The organism is Gracilibacillus thailandensis (genome assembly GCF_010994055.1).
Taxonomy (GTDB): Bacteria; Bacillota; Bacilli; order Bacillales; family Amphibacillaceae; genus Gracilibacillus; species Gracilibacillus lacisalsi.
Genome location: NZ_WJID01000043.1, coordinates 14078 through 38849, shown reverse-complemented (window position 1 = coordinate 38849; position 24772 = coordinate 14078). Strand labels below are relative to the sequence as shown.

The window sequence follows — 24772 nt, the reverse complement described above, 5'->3', positions numbered from 1 at the left end:
AAACTCTTCTATATTACTAGGACATTACTATGATAGCGTAAACTTTTGAACTGGTCAATAAAATCTAATTTATATTATTTATTTTCTATTAACAAACAACTGTTACCAATAGCTTCTGATCAATTCACTAATCTGGATTACTTGTTCGTTTATCCATTTTTTCGTCTGGTCCGATTGATAATCATCAATAGAAGTAGCCGTTAGCCATATCAAGTTACTATCTAGCATACGTTCATGTTTTTTCCAATTCACATCATATGTAAGGAGAAATATATGGTTAAAATGATCATTGGAAAACATGCTTGTCCATTTATTAAGCATAGCACTCTCGTTCTCATAGTTTGTGCTTCGTATATATGTATAAGCTGGACTTAGCATTATTCTACCCGTATAATTTCTTTCTAATTCATCTGATATAATCTGTAATGACGTATATTGATCAGCTAATTTGGTTGCCTCCGACTCTGTTTGTAAATCCAACGGTATTAATGGTACACAGAGTGTATCAATATATTCTTTTGATTGAAAAAACATATTCAGATCTTTCTTTTTCCACCGCATCTATTATCCTCCTCATTAGCGTTACTAGAACATGAAAAACTTGGCGTGATGCCAAGTTGAAAAAATTCACAAAAAGAAACGGAATAACCCGTTCGGAATGGGGTCCCGTTCAAGCAATCTGTTCACTTCTTAATAATATAGGATGCTTCCAGTTTCTTCAATTGATCAGAGTAATGTTCAAATAATTGTTGATTTTTTTGATCTAATGCCTCATTTATGTTTTGGAGTAACATTTCTCTTTTATATTCATATAACGAATATGCTAACCATTCTTCTGCCATCTTTTTATCGCTTTTAGTCAAGAAGTAGTCATCAGGAATAAACGGATTATCCTCCAATACTTTCATATAAGGGATACACTGTTTGGAATCTTTAAAATTAAGTTGGATATATATAGGTTCTTTGGCATGTAATCGAATATCATGAAACGATTTATCCGCATCTGTTGTTACAATATGCTTTTTATAAAAGCGAAAAGCTATTTCTTTTGAACAATGTGTTGAAATAATCATAGCTCTTGGACAGAATCGTGCTTCTAACACAAAATGAACATGCTCCAATAATTGTTCATGGTTTAATAAATAATTAAGAATCCAAACACTTTCTCTTTTTTTTAGTTGATAATTCCCTAAAAACCACTGAATAAATGATTTCTTATCCTCCACACGAATTGAAGTTTCCAATTTTCACTTCCCCTCCATTTAAAAGAGAGTATCATTATTTTGATCTTTCAGCCTTTCGGCATATTGTTGAATATCGAAATCTGATGGCTCTAAAACCAGATACTCTTCAAATATTTCTAGAGCTAAACTGGTCCTCCCTTCTTCTACTAGAAAATATCCATAATCTTTTAAGAAGTCGGTATCTTGCTTTATTTTAGTGTATGCATTTTGGTATGCATTTAATGCCTGTTTAAACTCTTCTTCCTCATTATAAGCTTTCGCAAGCTCCCAATAAAAAATTCCATCTAACGGTTCAATCTCAACCTGTTCAGTTAGTAAGTGGATAATTTCAGCATAGTCTTCCCGTTTTTTATAGGCTTCAACGAGGAACAAAAGTGCTTCCTGGTATTCATTATCTAACGATATTGCTTTTTTCACTAAATCAAATGCCCGATCTGTGTTGCCAGTTTTTAAAGTGATTCTGCCTGCGGTAAACCACATTTCTTTATTAAACGGGTCCATTTCTACCCCTTGATTACCCGCTTGATATGCCTCATCAAGCATACCTTCTTCTTCATATGCCTTCGCTAAATACAAATAGACAGAAGGATATTCTAATTCTTCTTCCAATAATTTTTCCCAAGCCTGAATTGCTATTTCATATCGCTCAGATTTATATGCTAAAAAACCATAACGAAAAAGGGTTTCAGGATCTTCGGTATCTAATGATTGATAGTGATGAAGAGAAGATTCAAATTCACCATTTAATGCATATGCTTCTGCTAAGCGACTGGCAATGTTAACACCGGCAAATTCTTCGGTTTTGCTTTTTAGTTTTTCATAATAAACAATTGATTTATGATATTCTCCTGAAGAAAATAATAATTCACCTAATGCAAAGTCAATGATTGGTTCGTCTGGTGCAATATTTTTAGCTATCAACAGCTTTTGTTCTGCTACTTCAAATAGCCCTTGTGCTTGATATAGGTCTGCTAGCTGCACTAGTGCCTGCAAGAAATTATCATCACCATCTTGTATTTCATTCAGAAGTTCAATCGCTTGTTCGTCTTTATTATCATCAATCATTATATCTGCTAATAATAATTTTGCCTCACTATTACCTGGCTCCGTGTTTAAGACATCTTCTAAAACTTCTTGTGCTAAATCATGATTTCCTAATTCTACAAAGATCTGAGAAATCTCAAGCTTCGTATCTATATCAGCTGAAATTGCCGTTTCATTCAGCAATGATAAAGCTTCTTCTACTTCCCCTGCATGGATCATTTCAATTGCTTGTTCAATCGTATTCAATGATTTCAACCTTTCTTTATAACGTATACTTCTAACTATTCATCTTATCGAATAACATCCAATCGAGCAACTAAGACAATTTGTAAGATCAAAAAAATTATATACATAGTCCGTCCCTGCACGATCTCAATAAGATACGCATTAGATAACAACTGCGAAGTTGTGAAAATTTGTCTTGGGGTAGCTTCCTCCCATTCTGATTTAAGGTGAGTGCTAGCATTCGCTCCGGCAGAGTACTGCGCTTTCCATGGGCACGGCTTCAGCTTCCTCGGAAAGCAGAGATCACTTTCCTGCGGGATCTTCAGCTCGCGCTGTCCCATAGGAGTCTCCGTACTCTGCCTCCGCTGTTTCTAATGTTCTCATTGTTGGAAAAAGAAAATCTTCGGATATATAATCAAGGGACTTCTTCTCACTTATCCAAAATACTAATCAAAGCTGCGGAAAAATGCGACACTCCTGGGGGAATAGCGCGAGCCGAAGATCCAATTGGTGAAGTGGTTTTCTTCACCAATTTAGCTGAGGCCGTGCCCCCGGAAAGGGAGTATTTTTCCGCAGCGACGATCATGCACTCATCAAAATTCAGAGTAGCAGAGAGCAAATCCATGTCTAAATTACTTCGCAGTTTATGGATTTTGCCTAAGCAGCAAAAGCTCCAAGTTCAGTATTATACTAAACTTGGAGCTTTTGGTTTAGTTGGATAATAAGGAGTGTAAGTCTTCGAAAAAAGTTGGATAAGAAATTGCGATACATTCGTCATCATGTAATTCTACTTTTTCATCTGTTAAAAGAGAGGCAACTGCAATCATCATACCAATCCGATGATCACCAAATGATTCGGTTACACCGCCATGTAGCTTGGTATTGCCCTCGATGATCATTCCATCTTTAGTTCCAGTAATGGTCGCACCTAACTTGGATAATGTATGGACCACTGATTCAATCCGGTCTGTTTCTTTAAAACGCAATTCTTCAGCATCCTTTATAATGGTTTGACCAGTTGCTTGTGTCGCCAATAATGCAATAACAGGAATTTCATCAATAATTCGAGGGATAATATCCCCTTCTATAACAGTAGCTTTTGGTTTTGAATTCCGTACCGTAATATCTCCAATTGGCTCCCCGCCAATTGTTCTTTTCTCCACAACATCGATGGAAACACCCATCATATTTAAGACATCTATGATTCCTGTTCTAGTTGGATTCAGTCCCACATTTTCTATAGTCACATGACTTCCTTCTGTAATAGCAGCAGCTACCAAGAAAAATGCAGCAGATGAAATATCTCCAGGTACTTCGATATCACAGCCTGTTAATTTTTTATTACCTGTTATTTTTACTTTTGTACCCTCCACATTAATATCAGCACCAAACGCTTGTAGCATATTTTCCGTATGATCACGTGTTTTTGTTACTTCTTCAACAGTTGTTACACCATTTGTTAAAAGACCAGCTAATAAAACACCTGATTTAACCTGTGCACTTTTTACAGGTGGTTTGAAATCGATCGGGGACAATTGCCCACCTCGTATTGCTATTGGAAGTAACCTACCTTGTTCACGACCATCAATTTTCGCTCCCATTTCGCGTAACGGATGGACAATCCGGTCCATCGGTCGTTTCGATAGCGAATCATCACCATACAAGGTAAAGTGGAAAGGTAAGCCTGCTAATATTCCCATTAACAGTCGAGCGGTTGTTCCAGAGTTACCAAGATTAATCGGTTGAACCGGTTCTTGCAATCCATTAATCCCTTCTGATTCAACCAATACTGTATTATCTTCACGCTTAATAGAAACCCCCATTGCTTGAAAAGCCTCGATGGTTGATAAGCAATCCTCACCAGCTAAAAAGTTAGTTATCTTTGTTGTTCCTTCTGCAAGAGAACCAAACATAACTGCTCGATGAGAAATAGATTTGTCTCCTGGAACCGTTATGTGCCCCGTTAGCGTCTTTTGTTCAAATGCTAATACTTTTTGTGACAAGATATTCCTCTCCTATTCTTCAATCACCGTATCATAGTGATTTTTCTTCAAAATAGCCTGACTTAGTTCTTGATCATTTTTATTTTGGAAGCTTAAGCGTAACACACCAGTAATTCCTTCTCTAATCTCCAATATTTCAATATTATTAATACTAATATCATGATTAGCAAGTAACTCAATTACTTTCAATATAGCGCCTGGTTGGTCAAAAATATCAACATATAAATCATAATAAGATGGAATAGCTCCCTGTTTTCTACTATCCAATCCATCACGATATTCGCGAGCTTGCTCTAAATATTGCTGGATTTGTGTTTTTTCTCCTGTGTCAATCAACTCTTTTAACTGTTTCATCTCTTCTATCCAATCAGCTAATAACCGACTCATTTTGGATCGATTCTGAAAAAATATATCTCTCCACATTAAGGGGTTACTAGAAGCAATCCTTGTAATATCTCGAAACCCTCCTGCAGCGAGCTTATGTATATATGGATGTGTTTTTTGCCAATTTCTCGCTTGATGAACAAGTGATGAAGCAATTAAGTGCGGAAAATGAGAAATAACACTGGTCATTTCATCATGTTCTTCTGGTTCTAAAATTAAAAATTTACTATTTGTAGGAGTTAATAGTGCTTGCAATCGTTCTACATCCTCTTTTCTGCTGCTTTCTGTCGGGGACAGTACATAGATCGCATTTTCAAACAAATGTTTCTTTGCCGCTTGAATTCCTTTCTTGTGTGAGCCTGCCATCGGGTGACCACCAATAAAGGAGATGTGAGGTGAATCGATCTTACTCGCAGCATCCATAATTGGCCCTTTAACAGATCCGACATCTGTCACGATCAGCGATTTATTTAAGGAAATAGTACTCAAATGGTTAATCAGCTCTATTGTTACAGAAACTGGAGCGGCTAAAATACAAATATCTGCCTGCAGTAGGGCCTCAGTAAAATCACTGTAAACTTCATCTACGATTTTATTCATTTTAGCATATTCCAATGTACTGTAATTGGAATCATATCCTATCAATCGTACTTCCTTTGTTTCATGTATACTTAAAGCAAGCGAGCCTCCTATTAATCCGAGACCCGCTATCAAAACCGTTTGCTTCACGATTTATTCTCCTTTTATATTGATGCTAAATATTCTTTCATGTTTGTTACTAATTCACTCATTTGTTCTTTAGAACCAATGGTGATCCGTACGGCATTAGGATGACCTAATGCCTCACCAGAGCGAACGATGAAACCTTTTCTTAATAAATAATCAAATAAGGCGTCACCTGAAGTCGGTAATTTCACAAATAGGAAATTTGCTTCTGAATCATAATAGCTTAACCCCATCTCATCACAACTTTTCATAAACGCTTTTTTATTCTCAAGATTTTCTTCATACGTACGTTGTAAGAAAGCTTCATCTTCAAGCGCTGTTAGAGCGGATAATTGTGAAATCGATGTTGTATTAAACGGTCCACGCGCAATATTTAAATAGGTGGCAACCTCTTCTGATGCAATCCCATAACCTACACGCAGATTAGCGATACCATATGCTTTAGAAAAGGTACGCAAAATTACTAAATTCGGATATTTTCTTAATAATCCAAGACTATCCGGGTTTTGACTAGCTTCGATATATTCATAGTAAGCTTCGTCCAATACAACCATAACATCTGCAGAACATCTATCTAAAAAAGAGTCTAACTTATCTCGACTGATCAATGAACCAGTAGGATTGTTAGGGGAACAAAGCCACACAACTTTTGTCTGGTTATTGATTTTCTCTAGCATTGTTTCTAAATCATGATAACCATCGATTAAGGGTACTTCTACAATATTTGCCCCTTGAATTAAAGCATTATGTTTATACTGAGGAAACGTTGGAGTTGCCATTACCGTATTTGTTCCTTCTTCTAAATAAGTGCGACAAATGATATCAACAACTTCATCTGAGCCACAACCAAAAATAAGCTGCTTCTCTCCTACATTTAATTTCTTAGCTAATGTTTCTCTTAATGCCGTCGCATACCCATCAGGATAAATCTCCAAGTGATCTATCATTTTTGGAATAGCTTCTTTTATTTTATCTGAATAGCCGAATGGATTTTCATTTGAAGCTAATTTAACTATTCTTGTTAAGCCATATTCCTTTTTGACATCCTCAATTTGTTTTCCAGGTGTATATGGCGACATATTTTGAAATACTTGTTTTGCTTGCAATGACATAACTCCTTTCATGTACTTACTTTTCTTCTAGTAAGTCGGGTCTTAACTTTACTGCATCGTTTAAATAGATATGTTCAATTTCTTTTTGGGATTTTGATGTATTCACTGTCATCATTACGCGAATACATTTCGGTAAACTACCAGGAACATCAATCTCTGGCATACACATTACCGGTACATACTTCCAACCATCAATAAGACGTAGTGCTTTAGCTGGAAAAGTGGCATTTAAATCAGAAGTTACTGAAATCATTACCGAAGCAATTGTTTCTGGGTCTATATCGTTTACTCTAGCCATCGCTTCAATCATCTCTTTTGTTGCCTGGACGATTTCATCTGCGTCATTGTTCTTGACAGTTGTTGCCCCTCGTATTCCTCTTATCATTAAGAATCCAACTCTCTCATAAAGTTTTCAAGAAGATTGGTTAGGTCATAATCAGGTATATCTTCTGTAACTGGCACACCTATTTCTTGTAATAATACCATTTGAACAATGGCATTCTCTGATTTTTTATCTATTTTCATGCGCTCAACAAGTTTTTTAGTTGATATCGCTGGCAAATTTAACGGATAATGATTTTTGGATAGCCAATTATATAATGTGTCATATGGTAACGTACTATTTAATCTTTGTTCACTTACTTTTATAGCAAATAACATGCCAATTCCAACTGCTTCACCATGCGTAATTTGCCCATAGCCTAGCTCCGATTCAATGGCATGACCCAATGTGTGCCCAAAATTCAAAAATTTCCGAATATTAGACTCCTTCTCATCTTGTTCCACGATCTTTGCTTTGACAGAGATCCCTTTCTGCAGATGATCGGTCAGCACATGTGAATCAATCTCTTGTGTTAGGTCTACTTTCCATATATCTTCCAGATAAGCAAAGTTACTTATAAATCCATGTTTCACTACTTCTGCATAACCTGATCGTTTTTCTTTAGCTGGAAGTGAATTTAATGTATCAATATCATAAAGAACTGCCTGAGGTGGATAAAAACTCCCGATTAAATTCTTACCCTCTGGATGATTAATCGCCACTTTGCCACCTACACTACTATCATGAGCTAAGATGGTAGTAGGAACTTGTATAAAGTCAATCCCTCTCATATAAGTAGCTGCAACAAATCCCGCCAAATCTCCAATCATCCCTCCACCAAGTGCGATAATCAGTGATTTGCGATCTAACTGATAGTCAATCGCTTCTGTCAGCAATTGATAATAGTTCTCCATGCTTTTAGAAGCTTCTCCAGTTGGAACTACACTAACAGATACCTTAGCATCATTTGGCAGGTTGGCTACCACTTTTTCCGTGTAAAGCTCGTTTACCACTGAATCCGTAATAATCATAATATTTCGATACGGTTTAGGTAGATAGTCTTTCAAATTCCCCAAAATATCTTTACCAACAAAAACATCATATTGATTGGTACTAGTTGTTATTGTCTGCCTATGCATTAAAAGCACCTTATTTCCTCGCGGTAGTTATCAATTGTTTCTTTTAATTTCGGAAATTGATCGTTCGGGAATTGTTCCAATATCGCTTTTGCAATTTCAAATGCAACGACATGTTCCATTACCACAGCTGCGGCCGGAACAGCACAGGAATCAGATCTTTCAATACTTGCATTAAAAGCTTCTTTCGTCTCAATATCCACACTTTGAAGTGGTTTGTATAGTGTAGGGATTGGCTTCATAACTCCTTTTACGATTACAGGCATACCAGTTGTCATTCCACCTTCAAAACCGCCTAAACGATTCGTTCTTCGGTAGTAGCCTCGTTCTTCAGACCAGAGAATTTCATCATGTACCTCACTGCCATTTTTACGAGCTGCTTCAAATCCAATTCCAAACTCAACACCTTTAAAGGCATTAATACTTTGCACTGCTCCGGCTATACGACCATCTAATTTACGGTCATAGTGTACATAAGATCCAATTCCTGCGGGTAATCCTTCAATAGCAACTTCACAAACTCCACCAATAGAGTCCCCATCTTTTTTCGCTTGATCGATTGCATCCATCATTTCTTTACCAGCTGTCTCATCTAAACAGCGGACAGGTGATTCTTCTGAAACACGGATCTTGTCATCGATTGATAAACCCGTTTTTTCTTCCGCTTTAATTCCTGCAATTTCTTTCACATAACCAATAATTTTAATATCTAATTGTTTTAACAACGTTTTTGCAACTGCGCCAGCTGCAACTCGAGCGGTTGTTTCTCTGGCAGACGAACGTTCTAAAATATTTCGCATATCTCGATGGCCATATTTCAGTGCGCCATTTAAATCAGCATGGCCCGGACGTGGTCGAGTTACCACACGACGAATATTTTGGTCTTGTGGCACAGGATCTTCTCCCATTACGTCAATCCAGTGTTTAAAGTCATCATTATGTACAACTAGAGCGATAGGAGATCCTAAAGTATAACCATGACGTACGCCACCAACTATATCTACTAAATCTTTCTCTATTTGCATTCGCTTCCCTCTGCCGTGGCCTTTCTGACGGCGTAGGAGTGAATCATTAATATCATCTTGTGTAATCGGCATTCTCGCTGGTAAACCCTCGATAATCGTTGTTTGTTGTTTACCATGCGATTCACCTGCAGTTAAATATCGCATTGTTCTCCCCCTCAAAATTATTTTTTGTATTACTATAACACAGCATGGGAAAAATGTGTGTGGAAATATTCTGATTTTTATGTATTTTATTTTTTTCCATAAAAAAAGGTGTCCAAAACTTTGAACCCGTATTTATCGGGTGAAAATATTTGTTCAGTGCTTCCTACAAAAAAAATACCATCATTAGCTAATGCATCACTAAACTTATGATAAATCGAGTTTTTGGCTTCTTCCGTAAAATAAATGAGTACATTACGGCAAACAATCAAATCTACTTGAGCTGGATATGGGTCTGCTAGTAGGTTATGTTCCTTAAAGGTGATAGCCTGCTTTAATTTATCATCTACTTTAAATGTACCACCTTCTTGATGAAAATATTTCTTTTTTATATCTGCAGGTACTTCTTGCAGTGCTCTTTCATTATAAATACCTTGCTTAGCTCTAGCTAACACATTAGGATCTATATCAGTTGCTAGAATATCAATATCTGACAAATTCCAGAATTGATTGGCAATAATCGCTAATGTATACGGCTCCTCCCCTGTAGAGCAAGCTGCACTCCAAATTTTTATTTTCTTCTTTGTTTTTTTAAATGTCGGAACAATTTTGCTTTCCAGCACTCTCCACCTTGCTGGGTTACGATAAAATTCTGATACATTGATGGTAACCTTATCTAAAAATTCCTGAAGTAATTGCTGGTCTTTGTTGATTGCTTGAAAATAGCTGCTAAAAGATTGATAACCTCGTTTATTTCGTAAAGATGTTAATCGTCTTTTCATTTGTACCTCTTTGTATAAAGATAAATCGAGGCCGGTCTTCTTGTATATCTGACCTATAAATGTTTGATAATCCGTCATGTCTCTTCTCCCTTAACATTGCTGTTCAGATGCAACTATGAAAGCCAGTAGTCAACATTTTTTTCATAGCTCTGTATTTCTTCTTTCTTAAAAAAGAGATTGATTTCTCTTGTTGCGCTTTCTGGTGAATCAGAACCATGAATAATATTACGATGCATCACTAGTCCGAAATCACCTCTTATTGTACCTGTTTCAGCCTCTTGAGGATTCGTTTTCCCCATCATCTTTCTAGAAGATTCAATTACATTTTCACCTTCCCATACCATAGCAAACACAGGTCCGGATGTAATAAAAGAAACTAAATCATGGAAGAAAGGTTTCCCGTCATGTTCAGCATAGTGCTTTTTTGCTAGAGGTTCCGAAATGGTCGTAAGCTTCGCAGCAACTAATTTGAATCCTTTTCGTTCAAATCTAGCCACAATTTCACCAATTAAATTACGTTGTACAGCATCTGGTTTAATCATTAAAAATGTCTGTTCCATCATATTCACCTCGTTATATTTTTCTGTTTCCTATGTAATTAGCTATATTAGCTAAAGCATCTTTTGCTTGAATATCTGGTAATAAGTTAAGAGAATCGTATGCTTTCTTAAGATATTGGTCACTCACTTCTCTAGCTCTTGTAATGGCATCAGATTTTGATATTTTTGAAATAATAGGGCTCAATAGTTTAGGACTTATATTACTGTTGTTTGCAAAGGCATCTTGCAACTCTCGTCTAATAGACGGATTTTCCATAGCATATAATACAGGTAGTGTAATATTTCCTTGAATCAAATCACTGCCAGCTGGTTTTCCCAATTCTTTCTCGGAAGCAGTAAAATCTAATATATCATCGATAATTTGATAGGACATTCCCATAAAATAACCATAACGAAATAGAGCTTTCTCTGTTTCACTATCCGTATTTGCCACAATAGCACCTAACTGACAGCTGGAGGATATTAACAGTGCTGTTTTTCTTTTTATTCGTCTTAAATAAGTCCTTAAATTTTGATCTAGGTTATATTTATCTTTAATTTGCTCAATTTCACCAATTGTCAATTCCATCATCGTATTAGCCAATATTTGATGGGCTCTAGGTTTATCTATCTCAGTAAATTGTTGTAATGCCTTAGCGAATATAAAATCACCTGTGAGCATCGCTACCTGATTGTCCCATTTCGCTTTTACTGTTGGTTTACCACGCCTTATATCAGAATTATCAATGACATCATCATGCACAAGTGATGCCATATGAATTAACTCTAGTGAACTGGCGACATTTTTGATTTTATTTAGGTTATAATCACCAAATTTTGATGCTAATAATACAAAAACCGGCCTTAGCCTTTTCCCTCCAGCCTTTAATAACTGGGTAGACGCTTCGTGCAAAACCGGCTGGTCAGCATACACCGTTTCTTCCAATGCATCTTCAATTAATGATAAATCCTTTTTTAAAAAAGCATATGTTTTTGCAAGCTTCATTTGACTTCACCTTTATTTCTTCACTTGTTTTTCACCTAGATGCATGGCCGCTACTCCGCCTGTATAACTTTTATATTGGACATTTACAAGTCCAGCATCTTCAAATAAACGCTTTAATGCATCCTTTCCTGGAAAGTCTTTCGCAGACTCATGTAACCACACGTATTCTTGATAACTCTTCGCGAAAAGCTTACCGAATAACGGCATAATATTTTTAAAATAAAAATAATATAATTTCCGAAAGATGATTCCAGTTGGTTGCGAAGTTTCGAGACATACAACCATACCTCCTGGTTTAACGACACGGTGCATTTCCTTTAAAGTTTGCAAGTAATCTGGAACATTTCGTAAACCAAATCCAATAGTTACATAATCAAAATAATTATCTTCAAACGGTAGTTCCATTGCGTTTCCATGTATAAAAGTTAGATTGTTAAGTGGATGATTAGATTGCCTTTCTCTTGCAACAGATAACATATTTTGGCTAAAGTCTAAACCAATCACTTCACCATTTTCTCCTACAGCTTCTGATAATGAAAAAGACCAATCTCCTGTTCCGCAACATACATCTAAAGCTTTATTTCCTGATTGTACTTGCATTCTTTTCATTACATCGTTTCGCCACTTCTTATGTTTTTGGAATGAAATAATCGAATTCATAAAATCATAATTATTATAAATCTTTTCAAATACTTGATGTACTTTTTCTTCTTTTGTTTGTTTTGTCATTGTGATAATCCTTCTTCCAACTCCATATTCCACTTTTTCTGTAACGTATAATAATTAAAGAAATTTAAATCTTTTGGAAATGCTAAACTCTTCTTGTTATCAGCTATTATTTTATCTAAATCATGATTAATTTTCATTAATTGTTGACGTATTTTTTTCTCCAATTGCTCCTTATTTTGTATACTTTGTACATTTCCTAAAATTAATTTTTGGAAAAAGGTGTGCTTATCGCTACGTAATTGTATTAATTCAAATTCTAATCGTTTTGCCATAAGCCAAGTAGTTATATACGGTAACTGTTCTGTTTTATTAACAAAATCAGCTACTTTCTCTATCAGTTTACTCTCAATTTCTTTATATTTAGCAAGAAAACTATCTAAATCATTAAAATAGCTATAATAAAAAGCCATTTTAGCTTGGGTTATTTCATTAATGCCATCTGCAAGCAACCGAATGAAAGGTAAATTATTATGGTTTGCTAATAAATGATAATAGATACCTGAATAGTAATCCCCTGCCAATACTGTAAGTTGCTGTTTCTTTATATTTTCTTCTTCAAAATCAACGCTGATTTTATCATGGGTATTCAACGCTATTTGAACTAACATCGTTGTCTGAACTAATTCCTCATAGTTTGGTTTATCTTGGACTAATTCATGAAGAGTAATCAATTTATGTACTTCTATCTCTGGTTCATCTAAATGTTTATTCAAAAAACTTTGGTTAATGGTTTGCGTTATTAAGTTTGTATAATAATTAATTGTGTCTATGTATGTCATCAAATTCACCACAATTCTTCAAAATCCTATTCTATATTAACATAGTATATCATAAGTTTACATCTTACAGGATAGATAAAACTTGTGTTTTATGAAAGGGAAAATTTTCAGAGGAAAAATTAGGATAGTTGGTATGAAAAAAGGGTGCAATCTGCACCCTCTCTTGCCCATATGTAATACCATATTATTTTACGATATCTTTAAGGGCTTTACCTGGTTTAAAAGCAGGCACTTTGCTTGCTGGAATTTCGATTTCATCCCCAGTTTGTGGATTACGCCCTTTACGTGCAGCACGCTCGCGTACCTCAAAATTACCAAAACCAATTAATTGAACTTTGTCTCCATCTTTAAGTGAATCCATGATAGATTCAAAAACTGCATCTACAGCTTTTGTTGCATCTTTTTTAGAAAGTTCACTTTTCTCTGCAACTGCATTAATTAGATCTGTCTTGTTCATGATATTCACCTCCTCCCAATAAAAGCTATAAACTTCTTTCAAAGAATTACTTATAGCTAATTGTCATCCATGAAATGATGACAAGGCTTATAATAACTGAGAATGAAAGATAATTCAACAATTATTCGCATTTCACAGAGAAAAAATTATTATTTTCTCCATTTCCTGCTAAGTTATCAAGAATGTTATCATATGTTATTTCGGGATGCAAGTGTTTTCAAACGTTGATATCATAATATTTTTAGTAATTAGGACGTAAGTTTTATTCACATTACCTATTATTACCATAAAATTTGAATTTAAACAAAACAAAAAAGCGTAATGTTGATACATTAACGCTTTTTCAATCTTCTTTATAAAATGATAGCGATCAACCCGCCTGAACCTTCATTGATGATTCGCTCTAGTGTCTCTTTTAATTTAAACCTAGCGTTTTCAGGCATAAGTGATAGCTTTGCTTGAATACCTTCTCTAACAATTGAACTTAATGATCTTCCGAAAATATCAGATTGCCAAATAGATAATGGATCTTCTTCAAAATCTTGCATTAAATATCTGACTAATTCTTCACTTTGTTTTTCGGTACCGATAATAGGTGCAAATTCTGACTCCACATCTACTTTTATCATGTGGATTGACGGTGCTACAGCTTTCAAACGAACGCCAAATCTGGAACCCTGCCTAATAATTTCAGGCTCTTCCAATGCCATATCGGTTAAAGCAGGAGCTGCTACCCCATAGCCAGTTTGTTTTACCATTTTTAATGCTTCAGCGATTTGATCATACTCTTTTTTAGCGTTGGTAAATTCTTGCATCAATTGCAGTAAATGATCTTTCCCTCTAATTTCTTCCCCAACGATTTCTTTTAATACTTGATCATATAATTCATCTGGAGCATGAAGGTCAATATCTGCTATTCCTTCCCCCATCTCAATTCCTGCTAAAGAAGCTTGCTGAATATAATCAAATTGATCAAACTGCCCGATTACATGGTCAACATCTCTTAACCTTCTTATATCTTTAACTGTCTCCTCGATAGCGAGTTGATAATTTTGTCTTAACCAATGTGACTCATCTAAAACTAATACCCAACTAGGCAAGTTCACATTGACTTCAAGAACTGGGAACTCGTATAGCACTTCTCTTAATACATTGTTAACATCATGCTCAGTCATGCTTTCCACACTCATAGACAGAACTGGAATATCATATTTTTCTGTGAGATCTTGCCTTAACAATTCCGTCTCTTGATTATAAGGTTGTACGGAATTAATAATCATAATAAATGGTTTACCGACTTCTTTTAATTCATCCACAATACGTGATTCTGCGTCTTCATAGTCTTCTCTTGGTATTTCGCCAATACTTCCGTCAGTTGTTACGACAATTCCCATTGTAGAGTGTTCTTGAATGACTTTCCTTGTTCCAATTTCGGCTGCATCATGAAAAGGTATAGGTTCTTCGTACCAAGGTGTATGAATCATACGTGGACCATTTTCATCTTCAAAACCTTGTGCGCCATTAACGGTATATCCGACACAATCTACTAATCGGACATTTACATCTAATCCCTCCTCAACTGTTAACGACACTGCCTGATTCGGAACAAATTTCGGTTCAGTTGTCATAATTGTTTTTCCAGCTGCACTTTGTGGTAATTCATCTTGCGCTCTCAATCGATCACTTTCATTCGGCATGTTTGGTAAGACTGTCTTTTCCATAAATTTCTTAATGAATGTAGACTTACCGGTCCGAACTGCTCCAACAACTCCTAAATAAATATCACCATTCGTCCGTTTTGAAATATCCTTGAAGATATCTACCCTTTCCAAATGATCCCCTCCCGATCTATTCGACCTCATCATTCCTTCGAATCTTTGACAATTCTATTCTATGATGTTGTCCTATTAATTTATGCTAAATATTCGCATAATAAATAAACTTTTCCTGATATAGCGCTTATGGATTATCCAGTTCTAACTTCAACATATGATGTAAAGAACTAGTTTATTCACAAAAATTAGAAAAGCTTTCATAGAAGAGAATCTTTTTAAACAACACCATTTTGACACAACAGCGTACAGCTTATCTAAATCAAGTCAGATAACTACTGTATACTAGTGATAATTTGTTTCTGTGATAACGTTTGTTGACCAGACATTTAATGCGTTATTTGAGGGAATAACACAAGTATTTCGGTGCTAGCGGACATCTAATCACTTATTCAGTTACTTTTGGTAAAAATCAACTTTGTTTTCGATGAATAACGGAATAGATGTCCACACACAACCAAAAAAAGCCACTTTTATCACAAATAACGGAACAAATGTCCTAAATCAATCTCCGATTTACTATTTCGCAGTTTAAGCATTTTCTTTAAGGCATAAAAAAACTTACCCAAACTGGATAAGTTTTTGTAAACATATGCTAATTTACCATCCTTCTTCTATTTCTGGTGCAAATACAGGCTCATTATCTTTTACTGTATATGGAATACTGTATGCAGGAACAACGGGATGATCCTCAATAAGGATAGCTCTGATATCATCCCCGTTTTTATAAGTGTGATTTTTTTCTTGTAAAGCTTGATACAGCTCCATTCGATAATCAATTAATAGATTACCGTCTGTACTGATATAAACTGGTAAACGATTTTCAGAATACGGACTGTTTACACTTGGAGCCGCATCTAAATTAAGCTCTTCATAATCTAGTTCGTATACCCCATCTTCCACTTTGTCTCCGAATGGAGGATATGTATGCTCATCTCGATATATCGTTAAACGCTGTTGGATGGTTCTTAGCTCATCTGTTAAATGTAAATCAATTACTTTAACAGTTGGATTTTCTTCCACATCAACTAAAACATATTGATAACTCCCCCCATTTTCAAAAGCTGTTCCAGGAATAGCTTGAATAAGTCCTTGCTGCTTTAACAAACTAAAATCAATAAGGTATTTTTGATATAAGGGTGTATCACTTTCTTTTGTTACAATCGGTAGAATACCATCATTTTGTTCTGCGTACAGATCTATAGCATTTTGAACTAATTGTAGTTGAGTATCATTTGAAATTTGATTTTGGCTGAGATTTTCTGATGGATACATGCAACCTGTCAGCAAAATCAAACTAAAAGTAAATACGATAAGTTTATGTACCATTGTTATTTGTCTTTCCTCCTTATCAGGATGATGGCCCGCTAATAACTACTAACGTAATGATAATGCCACCTATAATTAAACAGCTATAGGCTACAAATGCCACAATACCTGATAAAATTCCTTTTAATTTATATCTGCTAAGTACAATTAATACCATGGATAATATAAGTGCGCCCATGCCTCCAAACGATATCCACATTTTCATTAATGGATCTGACAACTGACATTCATCCTTTCTTCCGATTTCTACATAAATACTTACATCGTTACATATTATAACATAATTATTTTAAAAAAAGGAAAGCCCTTATAGAAACGCAGTTATTTTAGAAACAACAAAGGCTAAGGAATCATTGAAAACCATTTTATATTTTCCTAAAATACAAAAAAAGACCGAAGTAGTAGGGGCAAAATCTACTCCGGCTGTGACTAAATAAATACCCATCATCACCCTGAAAGTGAATGCTTGTGCGATTTATTGTATGCGAAGCAATAAGACCTTGCATCCTCATGTGCCTATAATGTTAGTTTTTAAACAATTTACTTAACGAATTCATATCTTTAGGCATATTATTGCTTGTAATTGCTTTCACAATTTTATCTTCTTTTTGCTTTGACACAGGCTTGCCAGAAAGTTTGGCTAATTGCTTGACTAATTTTCTTACTGTCTTTTCATCAGAAAAGTCCGCATTTTGAACAGATTGTGCCACTTTCATAATTTGATCAGGCTGGACATTTGAATTTTTTTGAATCTGATCAAACATGTTTTGTTTAAAGTCACTCAAATTAACTCCTCCTAACTACTATAGTCATTCTTATAGTATGCACGGAGGAGTTAAACAGTTAATCCATATACCTATTTAGAAGTAAGGATGAAATATCATCTACTTCATTTGTCCGATTTCTTGTCATGAGATCGTCAACCACCTCTTTCGGTGATCTTATTTCATAAATTACGTCATATATACCAGTAGTTATCGGCATTTCGATATTTTCTTTCTTCGCCAACTGGTAAACTGCTTCAGTCGTACGAATTCCCTCTACGATCATGCCCATTTTACTCAAAATTTCATGTAATGGAATTCCTTTACCTAACATATTACCCGCTCGCCAATTACGACTGTGCGCACTTGTACAAGTAACAATAAGGTCACCAACTCCTGATAAACCGATAAATGTTAATGGATTCGCACCCTTGATGGTCGCTAATCGTGAAATTTCAGCTAAACCTCTGGTGATAAGCGCCGCTTTTGCATTGTCACCATAACCTAGTCCGTCGGAAATTCCGGCACCTAGAGCGATAATATTTTTTAGTGCACCACCTAGTTCTACCCCAATAATATCTTTACTTGTGTACACTCGAAAATACTGATTGATAAATAAGTCTTGTGTAAATGCGGCCAATTCACCATTCTCTGAAGCAGCTGTCAATGTCGTAGGGTGCTTCACACTTACCTCTTCAGCATGACTTGGTCCTGAAAGTGCCACAACATCATCGTATAAACTTTGGGACAGCTCTTCTTTTATCATTTGTGAAATACGATAATGACTATCAGGTTCAATCCCTTTACTGCCGTGGATGATCACTACTTTATGATCTAAGACGTGATTCAGTTTTTGGCAAATTTCTCGTATGGCTTTTGTTGGCACAACTAATACAATTGCTTCTACTTGTTCAATTGCTTGACTGAGATCATCATAAATTGCTAATGATGTTGGGAGTTCAATATCAGGTAAATATTTTTTGTTTTTTCTTTCTAGTTCCATTGCTTTTTTTTGATCTGGGTTATGTGTCCAAAGCCTTACATTATGATGGTTATCACATAAAACCATTGCAAGTGCTGTACCCCAGCTACCTGCACCTAGAACAGCTACCTTTGACATCTCATTCACCTCTAACTTCGCTTGCGAGCATAAATTTTTATCGGAGTACCCTCAAAACCAAATGCTTCACGTATTTGATTTTCAAGGAATCGTTCATATGAAAAGTGCATGAGTTCCGGCTCATTAACAAACACAACAAAAGTTGGTGGCTTAACCGCGACTTGAGTTGCATATAACACTTTCAGCCTTTTCCCATGTTTTGTTGGTGTTGGATTTATTGCTAATGCATCCATGATGACATCATTTAAAACATTCGTTTCAACACGTTTTGTATGGTTCTCGCTGGCTTGTACCACATTTGGTAAAAGCGTGTGAATTCTTTTTTTCGTTTTCGCTGACAAGTACACAATCGGTGCATAATCTAAAAATGGAAAATGGGCTCTTACGTTATCCTCAAATTCTTTTATTGCTTGATCATGTTGTTCTATCGTATCCCATTTGTTGACAACAATCACAACGGCTTTTCCTGCTTCATGAGCATAACCTGCAATTTTTTTATCTTGTTCAATAATACCTGTTTCAGCATCAATTAACGTTAGAACAACATCCGATCGCTCAATGGCTTTTAATGCCCTTAAAATACTGTATTTTTCGGTAGTTTCATAGATTTTTCCTCTTTTTCTCATGCCGGCTGTATCAATAATGACAAAGTCACGATCGTCTTTACTGAAATTTGTATCTATTGCATCACGCGTTGTTCCGGCAATATCACTAACTATAACCCGTTCTTCATTTAAAATGGCATTAACCAACGAGGATTTCCCTACATTTGGTCGGCCAATCAGACTAAAATGAATAACATCTTCATCTACTGGTTCATTCTCTCTTTCTGGAAAAAGGTTGACAACACTGTCCAGTAAATCCCCTAAACCTAACCCATGTGTTCCTGAAATAGGATGAGGCTCTCCAAATCCTAAAGCATAAAATTCGTAGATCTGTTCCCGCATATCTGGGTTATCTACTTTATTTACTGCTAATACGACAGGTTTATTTGATTTGTACAGAATCTTAGCAACCTCTTCATCAGCCGCTGTAATACCTTCTCTTCCATTTGCGAGAAATATAATAACATCAGCCTCTCTGATAGCGACTTCTGCTTGTTCACGCATTTGAATTAATAACGGTTCATCGCCAATTTCAATACCACCAGTGTCTATTAAACGAAAAGTGGTGTTTAACCACTCTGCTTCTGCATAAATTCGATCTCGGGTTACTCCAGGAACATCTTCCACAATTGATATTCTTTCCCCGACTAATCGATTGAAAATAGTTGATTTCCCAACATTTGGCCTTCCAACTATTGCTACTACTGAACTTCTCATGAAGGCACATCCTTCCTTATATTGATTTCTAAAATGTTCCTCAATCGTTTCACTTTACTAAATTACCACAACTAATATAAATAAAACAAGTTAATATATATTTGTTAACATAATAAAATTACTGTTGATTCGTCAATGCTTCACGATAATATATAATTCATCACTAAGTGCATGGCTAATACCATCTAATATTGCTTCTAAATTGGCAGCTACCTTGTCCATTTCTTCCTTATTTTCACAAATAAAAATCGATGCACCTGCTGTTACTTTATTTGAATTAGTTGTGATTGTGGCTAGAATAGCTTTTTCCAATTTCATCGATTTCACTCCTTATTTTGCGTATTGGCTTCAGATGGCATTCGAACGGCATTTTCTAAAACTGGTACTGATTTAAGTACTTTTAAGGCCTGATTTAAATCCTTATTTTGGGGTAGGATGAATACCCCGATACGGCCATCATCTAAATCACGTTTAATAAGTGGAACTAAAGCAGGCGTACCAGAATCTCTAAAAACTCCTAATGAGACGGAAATATCATGTAATATCGCCTGTCGTTGACCTAAATTTGCAATAGAAGAGCGAACATCAAAGGTTTTCGGTTTTATCACGAAACCCATACCATATTTTAAAATTTCTTCTTGTCGCTCTGGTAGACCAATATTCATAATATAAATATTATCCACGTATAACCCTGCACCATCAAAAGATACTGGAGCATGTTCTATATCCACAATCTCTCCGAGGGTTGATCCACTCATATACTTACGAATAATGAGATAGCACAATACCGAAACTACAATGGCGACATATATATTCCAAACTAAAAACGCCAGCGTACCCAATAGTGAAGTGAAAATCACTAGGTAATTTCTACTTTCAAAAGCAATCGCTATTCCCTCAATATATGTATTACCTCTCGGAACTAACTCATAACTGTCCATCTCTGTAAGTGTCTCTCTTTCCATATTACGAACTTCTCTAAACTGAGATGCAGCAATGGTTAAAAATGTTACAGCTGTAAACTCTTTTTCCATTAGCGCTGGAACAGCAACTGCTCCAAGACTCGCCGCAATAAATCCTAATGCCAAATGAATTATTTTTCCATGTAAATAGGTTGGGTATTGGCGGTAATCCGTTTTTAACATAATAAACCGAGCGATCGTTCCAATTATAATTCCATATAAAATCGGATATGTATATTCATTCACGAGTTCCACCTCTTTTTATATTCCACTATTCTTACTATGTTTTCTATTTTAGAGATTATATACTCCCAGCTATGTTGGATAGCAATGAGTAATAGTATGGCAAATAATATACTGAAAAAATGTGATTCATTAATCGTATATTGTAAGTAATAGCTTCGGCATATAATGCTGTACATAAATTGACCAAAGCTAACTCCTGCAATTAAAATGGTTATTTGTTGATGAATATTTTTCGATGAAATTTGCAACAATAAAAACCCACTTATAACTGCAATGGTAATAAAAGCAAAATCATTCAGAATTGGACTTGTAATGCGCCAAATAAAATAAATAGCATATAAATAACTGAAAAATAGAATCAAAAAATACTTTTTAAAGGTCAATTTACTTTGAATAGTAGTAAAAGCACTATAAATTAATAGAAACAAGAAAGAAACATTCATTGGCAAATCAATGATAATAATTTCATAAGGTAGAAATATTAAAAATAACAGTAATACAATCGAATAGGTGGTACGTTTTCCTTGTTTCGACATAAAAAAAGTTACAAAACACCACAACACCCAGCATAAATAGATCGTTAAATATTGATACATGAACATCACCTTTAACAGTATGTACGGAATTCATAGTTTTTAATCTTTTTTCAAGTACATAGTAAAAGAATTTACGAGGTGTGTGTGTTTATAGCCTTTGCAATTATACGTGTTTTACAAGGTGGATAACATGTAGGCAACCTGTCTAGACACGTCCAGTTTACAATGAGCAAAGTAAAAATCGCTAATTGTAATTAGAAAAGCAACCGTATTACTTCATGCTAGCGTTGTAGAGCAGATCTTATTAGCGTAGGCGCCCACTTTAAATTGTTTGGTCTGATGATCCACTTTTTCGAATGATTGTTGCTCGAAAAAAAGGTTAGCTGAAGGGCAAACGTGGTGGTCATACGGTCCATATATTTCATTATGGCTACTTGAGGAATCGCAAATTTCCTAGACAACAAAAAACATGCTACAAATTGTAGCATGTTTTTTGAATTAATCGTCTTTATATTTATTTAATTTATCTCCGATCATATCACCTAATTGGAATCCTGATTGATCATCATCACTTTCATACTGTTTTATTTCTTGTTGGTTCTTCTCTTCTTCAATTTCTCTAATACTTAATGAAATACGCTTATCCTGCTCACTTACATCAAGTACTTTTACATTGACAGTTTGTCCAACCTCGAGCACCTCACCTGGTGTTCCAATATGCTCCGTAGAAATTTGCGAAATATGAACAAGCCCTTCTACACCTGGTAGTACTTCAACAAAGGCACCAAAGTTAACTAAGCGTTTTACCGTACCTTCTACTACATCATTAATGGCTATTTTCTCTTCAATATTGTCCCATGGTCCCGGTTGTGTTGCTTTATGAGATAATGATACTCTTTCGTTTTCTTTATCTACTGATAACACTTTTACTTTAAGTGTCTCACCTTCAGAAACGACATCTGAAGCTTTCTCTACGTGCGTATGTGCAAGTTGTGAGATATGTACTAAACCATCTAATCCACCAATATCTACAAATACACCAAAGTCTGTAATACGTTGAACCGTACCTTCTATCACTTGACCTTCTTGAAGTGAATCAAGTAATTTGCCTTTTTTCTTTTGTTCTTCCTCTTCAATAACAGCGCGATGAGATAAAATAATTCTATTTTGTTCTTTATCTAATTCTACAATTTTTAATGTTAACGATTTATCTTGATAATCAGCGAAATCCTCAACATAGTGTGTTTCTACTAAAGAAGCTGGAATAAATCCTCTGACACCTACGTCTACTACAAGGCCACCTTTCACCACATCACGGACGGTAGCTTCAATAATTTCGTTATTTTCAAACTTTTCTTGTAAGTCTTCCCAAGCTTTTTCCGCAATTACAGCTTTTTTAGATAAGACAATTTCCTCGTCTTCTACTTTTTTTACTTGTAATTCCAGTTGGTCACCTTCACTAACTGCATCACTTGCAGTTTCAATGCGAAGTGCAGAGAGCTCACTAATCGGAACAATCCCTTCCACTTTATATCCGATATCGACAAGTACGTGTTTTTCTTCTACTTTAACTACTTTACCTTGTACAATATCGCCTACTGAAAGTTCCTTAATCTCAGAAATTTCTTGATTCATTTCATCCATGACAAAGACCTCCTTCGATTTCCAACACAAAAAACATAAATGTGCTTTTTTCTAACTTCTAACATTTAGCGTGATTTGTCAAGTTATATATATAAAACTTAATGATTTTCTTTAATTTTTCTAATCTCGTCCATTATTGCATCTGTTACCTCCTGTGCGGAAGCTTTGCTTTCTCGTAAAGGCTCTAAATCAACTGGTTTACCGTAAATAACCCTAAGAGGTTCTTTACTCTTGTAACTACCAACAATTGCACATGGAATGACCGTAGCCTGAGATCTAAGTGCAAAGAAGCCTGCTCCTGCCAACCCTCTTTTTAACTCACCAGTTTTACTTCTTGTCCCTTCTGGAAACAGACCTAAAACGTTACCTTCTTTTAATACTTCTAGACCTTTTCTTAACGCATTACGATCTTTCATCCCCCGTTTTATTGGAAAGGCATTTACATGATTTAGAATAAATGCAAACAATTTATTTTTGAATAATTCTTCTTTAGCAAGAAAATGGATTGGTCTTGGACAAGTGATTCCAACGATAGGAGGATCGTAGTTGGAAATATGATTGGAACAAATAATAACTGGACCTTCTGAAGGAATATTTTCTATCCCTTCTTCTTTTACTTTATACTTTGGCTTTAAAACCATTTTTACCACTGTTTTTGCAAATTGATAAAAACTCATCTTCCTAACTCCTCATCTTTTTATTAGCTAAAGATAATATTCTGTCTGCAACTTCCTCAATGGTTAAAGAAGTTGTATCAATTTCTGCTGCATCAGCTGCTTTTTTTAGCGGAGAGACTTTTCGTTCTGAATCCATTTTATCTCGCTTTTCAATATCATGTTTAATTTGATCCAAATCGGATGAAAATCCTTTTTGTAAATTTTCTGTATGTCTCCGTTCAGCTCGTTCTTCCACACTCGCAACCAAAAAGACTTTTACTTCGGCATCAGGAATTACATGGGTACCAATATCTCTACCATCCATTACAACCGCTCGTCTTTCAGCGAGTTTTTGTTGTCTTTTCACCATTTCCTGTCTAACTTCTGGAATCGAAGCTATAGCAGAAACGTTCTTTGACACTTCATCAGTCCGAATAGCTTCTGTTACATCTTTCTGGTCTATCAATACTTGTTGATTAGCATTGATGTCAATGACAATGTCATGAAGATGCTGGATTACCATGTCAGCATTATTTATATCAATTTGATTAGTTAACACTGAATAAGTTAATGATCTATACATTGCACCTGTATCAATGTATATGTAACCTAATTTTTTCGCAACAATTTTTGCTACAGTACTTTTCCCTGCAGCTGCTGGTCCATCAATCGCGATGGCTATTTGTTTCTCGTTCATTATTATCCTA

At 35.4% G+C, this 24772-nt stretch carries 28 protein-coding genes; 1 reads left to right on the top strand and 27 read right to left on the bottom strand.

What is annotated here, in order from left to right:
- Window positions 1-102 precede the first annotated feature (102 nt).
- The 3 genes from GH715_RS13285 to GH715_RS13275 form a co-directional block, all read right to left on the bottom strand.
- A complete protein-coding gene (locus GH715_RS13285) occupies window positions 103-561 on the bottom strand; it encodes a DUF2487 family protein (RefSeq protein ID WP_153836491.1) in 459 nt (152 codons plus the stop codon).
- A 122-nt stretch (window positions 562-683) separates the two neighbouring features.
- Window positions 684-1244, bottom strand: coding sequence for a ReoY family proteolytic degradation factor (locus tag GH715_RS13280; protein WP_153836492.1), 561 nt, complete (start codon window positions 1242-1244; stop codon window positions 684-686).
- An 18-nt stretch (window positions 1245-1262) separates the two neighbouring features.
- A complete protein-coding gene (locus tag GH715_RS13275) occupies window positions 1263-2534 on the bottom strand; it encodes a tetratricopeptide repeat protein (protein ID WP_153836493.1) in 1272 nt (423 codons plus the stop codon).
- 362 nt (window positions 2535-2896) lie between these two features.
- Between GH715_RS13275 and GH715_RS13270 the strand changes: the two genes are divergently transcribed.
- Entirely contained in the window at window positions 2897-3235 is a 339-nt protein-coding gene (locus GH715_RS13270; protein ID WP_163578651.1) for a hypothetical protein, read from the top strand.
- Here GH715_RS13270 and aroA read toward each other — a convergent pair.
- The 24 genes from aroA to cmk all read right to left on the bottom strand — a co-directional run bounded on the left by aroA (window position 3224) and on the right by cmk (window position 24762).
- Entirely contained in the window at window positions 3224-4516 is a 1293-nt protein-coding gene (aroA, locus tag GH715_RS13265; protein ID WP_153836406.1) for a 3-phosphoshikimate 1-carboxyvinyltransferase, read from the bottom strand. The two genes, GH715_RS13270 and aroA, sit on opposite strands and share 12 nt — an antisense overlap.
- Window positions 4517-4528: 12 nt before the next feature.
- A complete protein-coding gene (locus GH715_RS13260; RefSeq protein ID WP_205601859.1) occupies window positions 4529-5629 on the bottom strand; it encodes a prephenate dehydrogenase in 1101 nt (366 codons plus the stop codon).
- A 14-nt stretch (window positions 5630-5643) separates the two neighbouring features.
- Entirely contained in the window at window positions 5644-6732 is a 1089-nt protein-coding gene (gene hisC / locus GH715_RS13255) for a histidinol-phosphate transaminase (RefSeq protein WP_153836407.1), read from the bottom strand.
- Window positions 6733-6754: 22 nt separating this feature from the next.
- Window positions 6755-7123, bottom strand: coding sequence for a chorismate mutase (gene aroH, locus GH715_RS13250; protein WP_153836408.1), 369 nt, complete (start codon window positions 7121-7123; stop codon window positions 6755-6757).
- Window positions 7123-8199: a 3-dehydroquinate synthase gene (gene aroB / locus GH715_RS13245; RefSeq protein WP_153836409.1), complete on the bottom strand. Its 1077-nt coding sequence runs from the start codon at window positions 8197-8199 to the stop codon at window positions 7123-7125. The genes aroH and aroB overlap by 1 nt, the downstream gene beginning before the upstream one ends.
- Window positions 8199-9365: a chorismate synthase gene (gene aroC / locus GH715_RS13240; RefSeq protein WP_153836410.1), complete on the bottom strand. Its 1167-nt coding sequence runs from the start codon at window positions 9363-9365 to the stop codon at window positions 8199-8201. The genes aroB and aroC overlap by 1 nt, the downstream gene beginning before the upstream one ends.
- An 86-nt stretch (window positions 9366-9451) precedes the next feature.
- Window positions 9452-10222, bottom strand: coding sequence for a CheR family methyltransferase (locus tag GH715_RS13235; RefSeq protein WP_153836411.1), 771 nt, complete (start codon window positions 10220-10222; stop codon window positions 9452-9454).
- 35 nt (window positions 10223-10257) lie between these two features.
- Entirely contained in the window at window positions 10258-10707 is a 450-nt protein-coding gene (gene ndk / locus GH715_RS13230; protein WP_194928289.1) for a nucleoside-diphosphate kinase, read from the bottom strand.
- A gap of 10 nt (window positions 10708-10717) precedes the next feature.
- Window positions 10718-11689, bottom strand: a complete 972-nt coding sequence (gene hepT, locus GH715_RS13225) for a heptaprenyl diphosphate synthase component II (protein WP_153836413.1) — start codon at window positions 11687-11689, stop codon at window positions 10718-10720.
- Between the two features lie 12 nt (window positions 11690-11701).
- On the bottom strand, window positions 11702-12418 hold the full coding sequence (locus GH715_RS13220) for a demethylmenaquinone methyltransferase (protein ID WP_153836414.1): 717 nt from the start codon (window positions 12416-12418) through the stop codon (window positions 11702-11704).
- Window positions 12415-13197: a heptaprenyl diphosphate synthase component 1 gene (locus GH715_RS13215; RefSeq protein ID WP_153836415.1), complete on the bottom strand. Its 783-nt coding sequence runs from the start codon at window positions 13195-13197 to the stop codon at window positions 12415-12417. The genes GH715_RS13220 and GH715_RS13215 overlap by 4 nt, the downstream gene beginning before the upstream one ends.
- Window positions 13198-13381: 184 nt before the next feature.
- On the bottom strand, window positions 13382-13654 hold the full coding sequence (locus tag GH715_RS13210; protein WP_033405291.1) for an HU family DNA-binding protein: 273 nt from the start codon (window positions 13652-13654) through the stop codon (window positions 13382-13384).
- A 353-nt stretch (window positions 13655-14007) separates the two neighbouring features.
- A complete protein-coding gene (spoIVA, locus tag GH715_RS13205; protein ID WP_018934350.1) occupies window positions 14008-15486 on the bottom strand; it encodes a stage IV sporulation protein A in 1479 nt (492 codons plus the stop codon).
- A 600-nt stretch (window positions 15487-16086) separates the two neighbouring features.
- On the bottom strand, window positions 16087-16815 hold the full coding sequence (locus GH715_RS13200; RefSeq protein WP_153836416.1) for a hypothetical protein: 729 nt from the start codon (window positions 16813-16815) through the stop codon (window positions 16087-16089).
- 22 nt (window positions 16816-16837) lie between these two features.
- On the bottom strand, window positions 16838-17035 hold the full coding sequence (locus tag GH715_RS13195; protein WP_026287412.1) for a DUF2768 domain-containing protein: 198 nt from the start codon (window positions 17033-17035) through the stop codon (window positions 16838-16840).
- A gap of 304 nt (window positions 17036-17339) precedes the next feature.
- Window positions 17340-17600: a stage VI sporulation protein F gene (locus GH715_RS13190; protein ID WP_018934347.1), complete on the bottom strand. Its 261-nt coding sequence runs from the start codon at window positions 17598-17600 to the stop codon at window positions 17340-17342.
- A 58-nt stretch (window positions 17601-17658) separates the two neighbouring features.
- Entirely contained in the window at window positions 17659-18699 is a 1041-nt protein-coding gene (locus GH715_RS13185; protein ID WP_153836417.1) for an NAD(P)H-dependent glycerol-3-phosphate dehydrogenase, read from the bottom strand.
- Between the two features lie 11 nt (window positions 18700-18710).
- On the bottom strand, window positions 18711-20021 hold the full coding sequence (der, locus tag GH715_RS13180) for a ribosome biogenesis GTPase Der (RefSeq protein ID WP_153836418.1): 1311 nt from the start codon (window positions 20019-20021) through the stop codon (window positions 18711-18713).
- A gap of 132 nt (window positions 20022-20153) precedes the next feature.
- Window positions 20154-20339 carry a capping complex subunit for YIEGIA gene (locus GH715_RS13175; RefSeq protein WP_153836419.1) on the bottom strand — a complete coding sequence of 62 codons (186 nt, stop codon included), beginning with the start codon at window positions 20337-20339 and terminating at the stop codon, window positions 20154-20156.
- Between the two features lie 5 nt (window positions 20340-20344).
- Complete coding sequence (locus GH715_RS13170; protein ID WP_163578650.1) at window positions 20345-21229, bottom strand: YIEGIA family protein; 885 nt, start codon at window positions 21227-21229, stop codon at window positions 20345-20347.
- Entirely contained in the window at window positions 21226-21825 is a 600-nt protein-coding gene (locus GH715_RS13165) for a YphA family membrane protein (protein ID WP_153836420.1), read from the bottom strand. The genes GH715_RS13170 and GH715_RS13165 overlap by 4 nt, the downstream gene beginning before the upstream one ends.
- Window positions 21826-22263: 438 nt before the next feature.
- A complete protein-coding gene (rpsA, locus tag GH715_RS13160) occupies window positions 22264-23409 on the bottom strand; it encodes a 30S ribosomal protein S1 (protein ID WP_153836421.1) in 1146 nt (381 codons plus the stop codon).
- 98 nt (window positions 23410-23507) lie between these two features.
- A complete protein-coding gene (locus GH715_RS13155; protein WP_153836422.1) occupies window positions 23508-24086 on the bottom strand; it encodes a lysophospholipid acyltransferase family protein in 579 nt (192 codons plus the stop codon).
- Between the two features lie 4 nt (window positions 24087-24090).
- A complete protein-coding gene (gene cmk, locus GH715_RS13150; protein ID WP_153836423.1) occupies window positions 24091-24762 on the bottom strand; it encodes a (d)CMP kinase in 672 nt (223 codons plus the stop codon).
- Window positions 24763-24772: the final 10 nt, after the last annotated feature.